The sequence below is a fragment of the Mesorhizobium sp. M0768 genome (genome assembly GCF_040320195.1).
Classification (GTDB): Bacteria; Pseudomonadota; Alphaproteobacteria; order Rhizobiales; family Rhizobiaceae; genus Mesorhizobium.
On record NZ_JAMYPD010000073.1, the window covers coordinates 1 to 5,181 of the forward strand.

The window sequence follows — 5,181 nt, forward strand, 5'->3', positions numbered from 1 at the left end:
TCCATGGTCAGATCGACCCCTCTACCCGCTCAAGTCAAAATGGCAGTCGCGCCATCTCAGAACGAGGCGCCTCTCCCGCGAAGCGGGTTCGTGCATTAGGCGCGAAGCAGACCTAGACTAGCGTCGGTCGGTGCCCAACACGATCCGCGACGCAGCGCGTGCCCCATACCGCCGATTGCGTACCTCGGCCCTGCACCTATTCTGCACCTAGACGACTATGGCAGCCATTCGCTCTCGCAAAGGCCTTACGCCAAATAATTGATTTTACTGTGCAAACAGTTCGCCGCGACACTCCGTCGCATGGTAGACAAACCCCTTTTTGAGAGTCGCGCGTACCACAGGCAAGGCCGCGCTACCGCGTTACGCTCGAGACGCTGCAGAGCATGTTCCCTTCGAGCATGAGGGTCAGACCGCTGAACATGCGCTTGATAGTGACCGGCCGGTCGAGACGGGCGCGGCATCGATCTGGCGTCCGTGCTATTCGAGTTGATCCTATGGGCCGCCCAGCATGAAGAGACCGCCGCCCCCGCCGGAGGCGGTCATCGCGATGGAGCGTGACCGAGTCGGCTATATCGCGCCCGTCCGCCAAGCTTGGGCGGAATCGGCCGCGTGAGCGGATGGGTCCCGAACACATCGACGAGCGTGAAGTGGTGGCTTATGCCCCGCCATCCCGGCCATGTTCGCGAAATCCTGCCCTTTCGCAGAGGCGGTCGTAATAGAGCTCGATATGGTCGAACTGTGGTTTCTCGCCGGGCAGCGACCGCCAGCGATGAACGGAGAGCCCGATCGGGATATCGGCGAGCGTGAAGTCGGGACCGCAGATAAAGCCGCCCGATTTGGCGAGTTCGCCATCGACGATTGCGACCATGCGCGAGAATGCAGCAATCGACCGTTCGATCTCGGCGGGATCCTGATGCTCTGGATTCTTTTGCACCAGCCCTTGGAAGGCGACTCGCCAACTATTGTTGAAATCCGACACCTGCCAATCCATCCACATCTCAACACGAGCGCGCGCGGCCGGGTCGCCGGGCAGCAAGTCGTACCGATCTCGGCTCGCTGCGAGATAGCGGATAATCGCGTTGGATTCCCAGACGATTGTCCCCGCGTCGTCGATCACCGGCACCATCGCGACGGGATTGAGCGCCCGAAACAACGGTTCGCTTATCGACCGGTGAGATCCACCCCAATCCTCAGGTTCGAATGCGAGGTCGAGCTCGGCGCATGCCCAGAGCACCTTGCGGACATTGATCGAACCCGCATAGCCATAGATTCTCAGCATCGGATGTCCGCCCGACCTTCGAGATAGAAGGCACAGGAACCCTCGAGCTCCACGCGGTCGCCGACGACGCGGCATAGCAGCTCGCCACCGCGAGCCGAGGCCTGGAAAGCGCGCAAGCTCGTCTTGCCGAGCCGGGCCGCCCAGTAGGGCGCAAGTGCGCAGTGCGCGCCGCCAGTGACCGGGTCCTCGGGAATGCCCTTGGCGGGTGCGAAATAGCGGCTGACACAGTCATAGCCGCCGTCGCCCGGCGCGGTAAGGATCAGGCCGCCCCGGTCGAGCCGTGCAATCGCGGCGAGATCGGGCGCCAGTTGCCGAACGTGATCCGCAGTCTCCAGCAGCGCCAGATAGTTGAACTGATCTACGAGCACCTCGACCGGAAACCGCTCAAGCGCGGCGGCCATCGTGTCAGGGATCATCGTCTGTATCATCGGCCGGGCTGGAAAGTTCATCACATAACCCGTTTCCGCGCGGGAGACGGTGAGCGGGCCGCTTGCCGAATGGAAAATCACCGAGCGGCGCTCGGGCGCGAGTCGCTCCATGACAACCGCAGCGCTCGCGAGCGTGGCATGCCCGCACAGCGGCACCTCCACCGTCGGCGTGAACCAGCGCAAGTGAAAGTCCGGGCCGTCCGGCACGAGAAAGGCCGTCTCGGCGAGGTTATTCTCACGGGCGATCGCCTGCAGATGCTCATCAGCGGCGAAGGCGTCGAGGACCATGACGGCGGCCGGATTACCGGCGAAGCGGCGGCTGGCAAAGGCATCGACTTGGTATAGCGGGACGAACATATCTGCTCCACACATTGAGATCATAACAATCGTCCGATTGACGAGAGAGTCAATTCTATTAATGTCCCTATGAGTAAATGAGGCAATCATGATGACCCGCTGGAGCCCGGTACTCGATCGCTCGGATGCAGCGCCGCTCTATCGTCAGCTCGTCGATGCGATGGCGGCGGATATCGCGAACGGTCGCCTCCCTGCCGACGCGAGGCTTCCGCCGCATCGCGAGCTCGCCCATGCGCTCTCGATCAGTGTCGGCGCCGTCACGCGCGCCTATGGCGAAGCGACCGAGCGCGGGCTTATTGCGGGTCATGTTGGACGCGGCACCTTCGTCATCGACCGGTCGCCGGCAACCGCCGACACGGGACCTATCGACCTCACCATCAATCTTGCGCCGATCAATGCGAACGACGCCGTGCTCGAGGCTCTGAGCGCGCTGCGCCGGCGGCCAGCTTTGGTCGACCGGTTGGGCTATCAGTCGACTTGCGGGCTTAATCGCGACAGGCAGGCGGCCGCCGCCTGGCTCGCCCGGACAGCCAATCTTCAGCGCGTGGAATGGCAAACGGTGATCTGCTGCTCGGGCGCGCAGAATGCGATGGCGATCGCGCTAACGGCGCTCTGCGCCCCAGGCGATCCGGTCTTGTGCGAAGCCGCGACCTTCCCCGGGGCGAAGGCGCTGGCTAGCCAGTTGGGCCATCCCCTCCGCGGCGTGGAGATGGATGCCGAAGGCGCAACCCCGCAAGCGCTGGACAGGGCCGCCGCAGAAACCGGCGCGCGCCTGTTCTACACGTTGCCGACGCTGCAGAACCCGACTGCACGGATGATGGGACTGGAACGGCGCGCCGAAATCGTCCGGGTGGCGCGCGCACGCGGGCTCTGGCTCATCGAGGATGATGTCTATGCGCCCTATGCGCGCCATCTCGACGTGCCGCCGCTCGCGGCGCTCGCGCCCGAGCGCACGATCTATGTCAGTTCCTTGTCGAAGATCGTCGCACCGGGGCTTCGTGCCGGATTCCTCGTCGCGCCAACAGGCGAGGTGTTCGACCGCTGCGCGCGGGCGATGCGGGCGTTGATGCATTCGCCGGCGGGGATCAACAGTGCGGTAACGACGCAGTTGATCGAGAGCGGCCGCGCTGACGAGATTGCAAGCGCAGCCATGGCCGAAACGCGTGTGCGGACGACACGCGCACTCGCGGTGCTTGGCGATGTGATCGACAAACCGCGATCGGACGCCAGCCTGCATGTGTGGCTGCCGATGCCGGAGATCAATGCTGAGCGTGCAGCCGCTCGCGCGTCTTACGCTGGCATCCGGCTCACTTCACCAGCGGCATTCGCCGTTGCGAACGGCGCCGTGGAGAGCGGCCTGCGTCTATGTGTCGGCAGTGTGGCTAGTGGCCTGGTGCTCGAGCGCGCGCTGATCGTGCTCAGGGGCATTTTGATGGATGAGCACGCGGATCACGAGCACGGCGTAATCTGAGCTCGCCGCGTCGCCAATGAGCGGCGCCGAGCAACCGATGGAGGACCTTAAGGGAGAACTTGCGGAGCTGGATATGTTGCTCGGCCTCTTCGAGCCCCAGCAGCAATTGATCCTCGGGAAGCGTCTCAGCTCTTCGACCGAAGCGGGGCTCGTGCATGAGGTCTGCAAGTAGGGCTCGTCGGCGACAAGCGCCAATGAACTCAGTGTGAAAGTCCCATTTCACACTGTCGGGCTTTTCCATGGATTCTTTTTGGGGCGATTGCGGACCGGCCGTCTTAGGCGGGGATACAGGAGAGCGGACATTCAGGTCGTCGCGAACATCGTCGTGGCCTGACCCAGTGCTGTAAGATGACCTGCGATACGAAAGTCTCGACAGGTGGAATGTTGCCACTCAGTCGTCGGTCCCGCGATTTTTCATTTGGCCAAGGATGGCTGCTGTCCTGTTGGACGCGTAATGCTAAACGCGACTGTAGGTAAGAAGGCCCTCGGGTGGGGGCGACCGTATGAGGAACTCCGTCATGCACAGACTGCGGAACAAAGCTACGCTGATCACCGGCGGCACCAGCGGCATCGGGCTCGCAACAGCACGCCGCTTTCTCGAGGAGGGTGCTCGCGTTGCGATCACCGGCACCAACGAGGGCCGTCTGGAAGAAGCCCGCAAGACTCTCGGCGACAATGTGCTCATCATCGCTGCCGATGCGGGCAGCGTTGCCGCCCAGGATGATATCGCCCGACAGCTGGGAGCGGCATTCGGCAAGCTCGATGCTGTCTTCGTCAACGCTGGCATCGTTGACTTGCGTCCGCTTGCCGACTGGAGCGAGGCGGCCTTTGACCGGAGCGTTGCCATCGATCTGAAAGGACCTTACTTCCTGGTCAAGGCCTTGGTCCCGCTCCTTTCGAATCCGGCTTCCATCATTCTCAGCGGCTCCGTCAACGCACATATGGGAATGGCTGGAACGCACGTCTATTCGTTGGCAAAAGCCGGAATGATTTCATTGGCGCGAACGCTCTCTGGTGAGCTGATAGGGCGCGGCATCCGCGCCAATGTGATCAGCCCGGGCCCGATAGACACGCCGCTCAACGACAAGCTTGGTCTGGGTCCGGCGGAAACGAAGGCTCGGGCGAACGCTGTCGTCGGGATGGTCCCGGCAGGCCGCTTTGGGACGGCCGAGGAAATTGCCAATGCGGTGGTGTTTCTGGCGTCCGACGAATGCCGTTTCATGGTCGGTTCTGAAATGCTAATCGATGGCGGCATGAACATCATGTGAGAACTCGGCCCAGCGATGAGTCTCGAACTGCGGCTCACGCCAACTCGGTAGTGGCGAGAGGGCGCCAAGGCAGATCACTTTGTGGGGCAAGACTTCTCGAACGCCCAGTCTTTCCGGCCTGCCGATCCATCCTGCTGGGCAAGTTCGAGATTGCGCGCGAAGCTGCCATTCGCGCCAACACTGGCACAGTCCGCAAGTGGCGCCACCACGACCTCCAGCGCCGTCGCCTGCGATGTCAGCTTTCAGGAACGGCAAAGCGGATCTGTACGGCCGAGATTGCTGAAGGGTTTCGGGTGCCGTCAGGCGTACGAAAGTCTCTGATGCAGGAACCCGCGGGCCGCAGGCGGTGAGCTATGGGGATTTGTGTTTCGGGGTGTG

Annotated in this window: 4 protein-coding genes; 2 read left to right on the plus strand and 2 right to left on the minus strand. The window is 62.7% G+C overall.

Going from position 1 to position 5,181, the window contains the following annotated elements; translation table 11 throughout:
- Positions 1 to 655: 655 nt before the first annotated feature.
- Positions 656 to 1,279: a glutathione S-transferase family protein gene (locus tag NKI08_RS34205; RefSeq protein WP_352775871.1), complete on the minus strand. Its 624-nt coding sequence runs from the start codon at positions 1,277 to 1,279 to the stop codon at positions 656 to 658.
- Positions 1,273 to 2,064 carry a PhzF family phenazine biosynthesis protein gene (locus NKI08_RS34210; protein ID WP_352775874.1) on the minus strand — a complete coding sequence of 264 codons (792 nt, stop codon included), beginning with the start codon at positions 2,062 to 2,064 and terminating at the stop codon, positions 1,273 to 1,275. Before NKI08_RS34210 ends, NKI08_RS34205 begins: the two co-directional genes overlap by 7 nt.
- An 88-nt stretch (positions 2,065 to 2,152) precedes the next feature.
- On the opposite strand from NKI08_RS34210, the gene NKI08_RS34215 reads away from it, so the two are divergent.
- Together NKI08_RS34215 and NKI08_RS34220 are read left to right on the plus strand one after the other, a co-directional pair.
- Positions 2,153 to 3,535: an aminotransferase-like domain-containing protein gene (locus NKI08_RS34215; protein ID WP_352775876.1), complete on the plus strand. Its 1,383-nt coding sequence runs from the start codon at positions 2,153 to 2,155 to the stop codon at positions 3,533 to 3,535.
- A 518-nt stretch (positions 3,536 to 4,053) separates the two neighbouring features.
- Entirely contained in the window at positions 4,054 to 4,803 is a 750-nt protein-coding gene (locus NKI08_RS34220; RefSeq protein ID WP_352775879.1) for an SDR family oxidoreductase, read from the plus strand.
- Positions 4,804 to 5,181 lie beyond the last annotated feature (378 nt).

Excerpts from the sequence above, each read along its gene's own strand:
- NKI08_RS34215 (WP_352775876.1), top strand. The coding sequence starts at position 2,153 with ATGATGACCCGCTGGAGCCCGGTACTCGATCGCTCGGATGCAGCGCCG.
- NKI08_RS34220 (WP_352775879.1), top strand. The coding sequence starts at position 4,054 with ATGCACAGACTGCGGAACAAAGCTACGCTGATCACCGGCGGCACCAGC.
- NKI08_RS34210 (WP_352775874.1), bottom strand. The coding sequence starts at position 2,064 with ATGTTCGTCCCGCTATACCAAGTCGATGCCTTTGCCAGCCGCCGCTTC.
- NKI08_RS34205 (WP_352775871.1), bottom strand. The coding sequence starts at position 1,279 with ATGCTGAGAATCTATGGCTATGCGGGTTCGATCAATGTCCGCAAGGTG.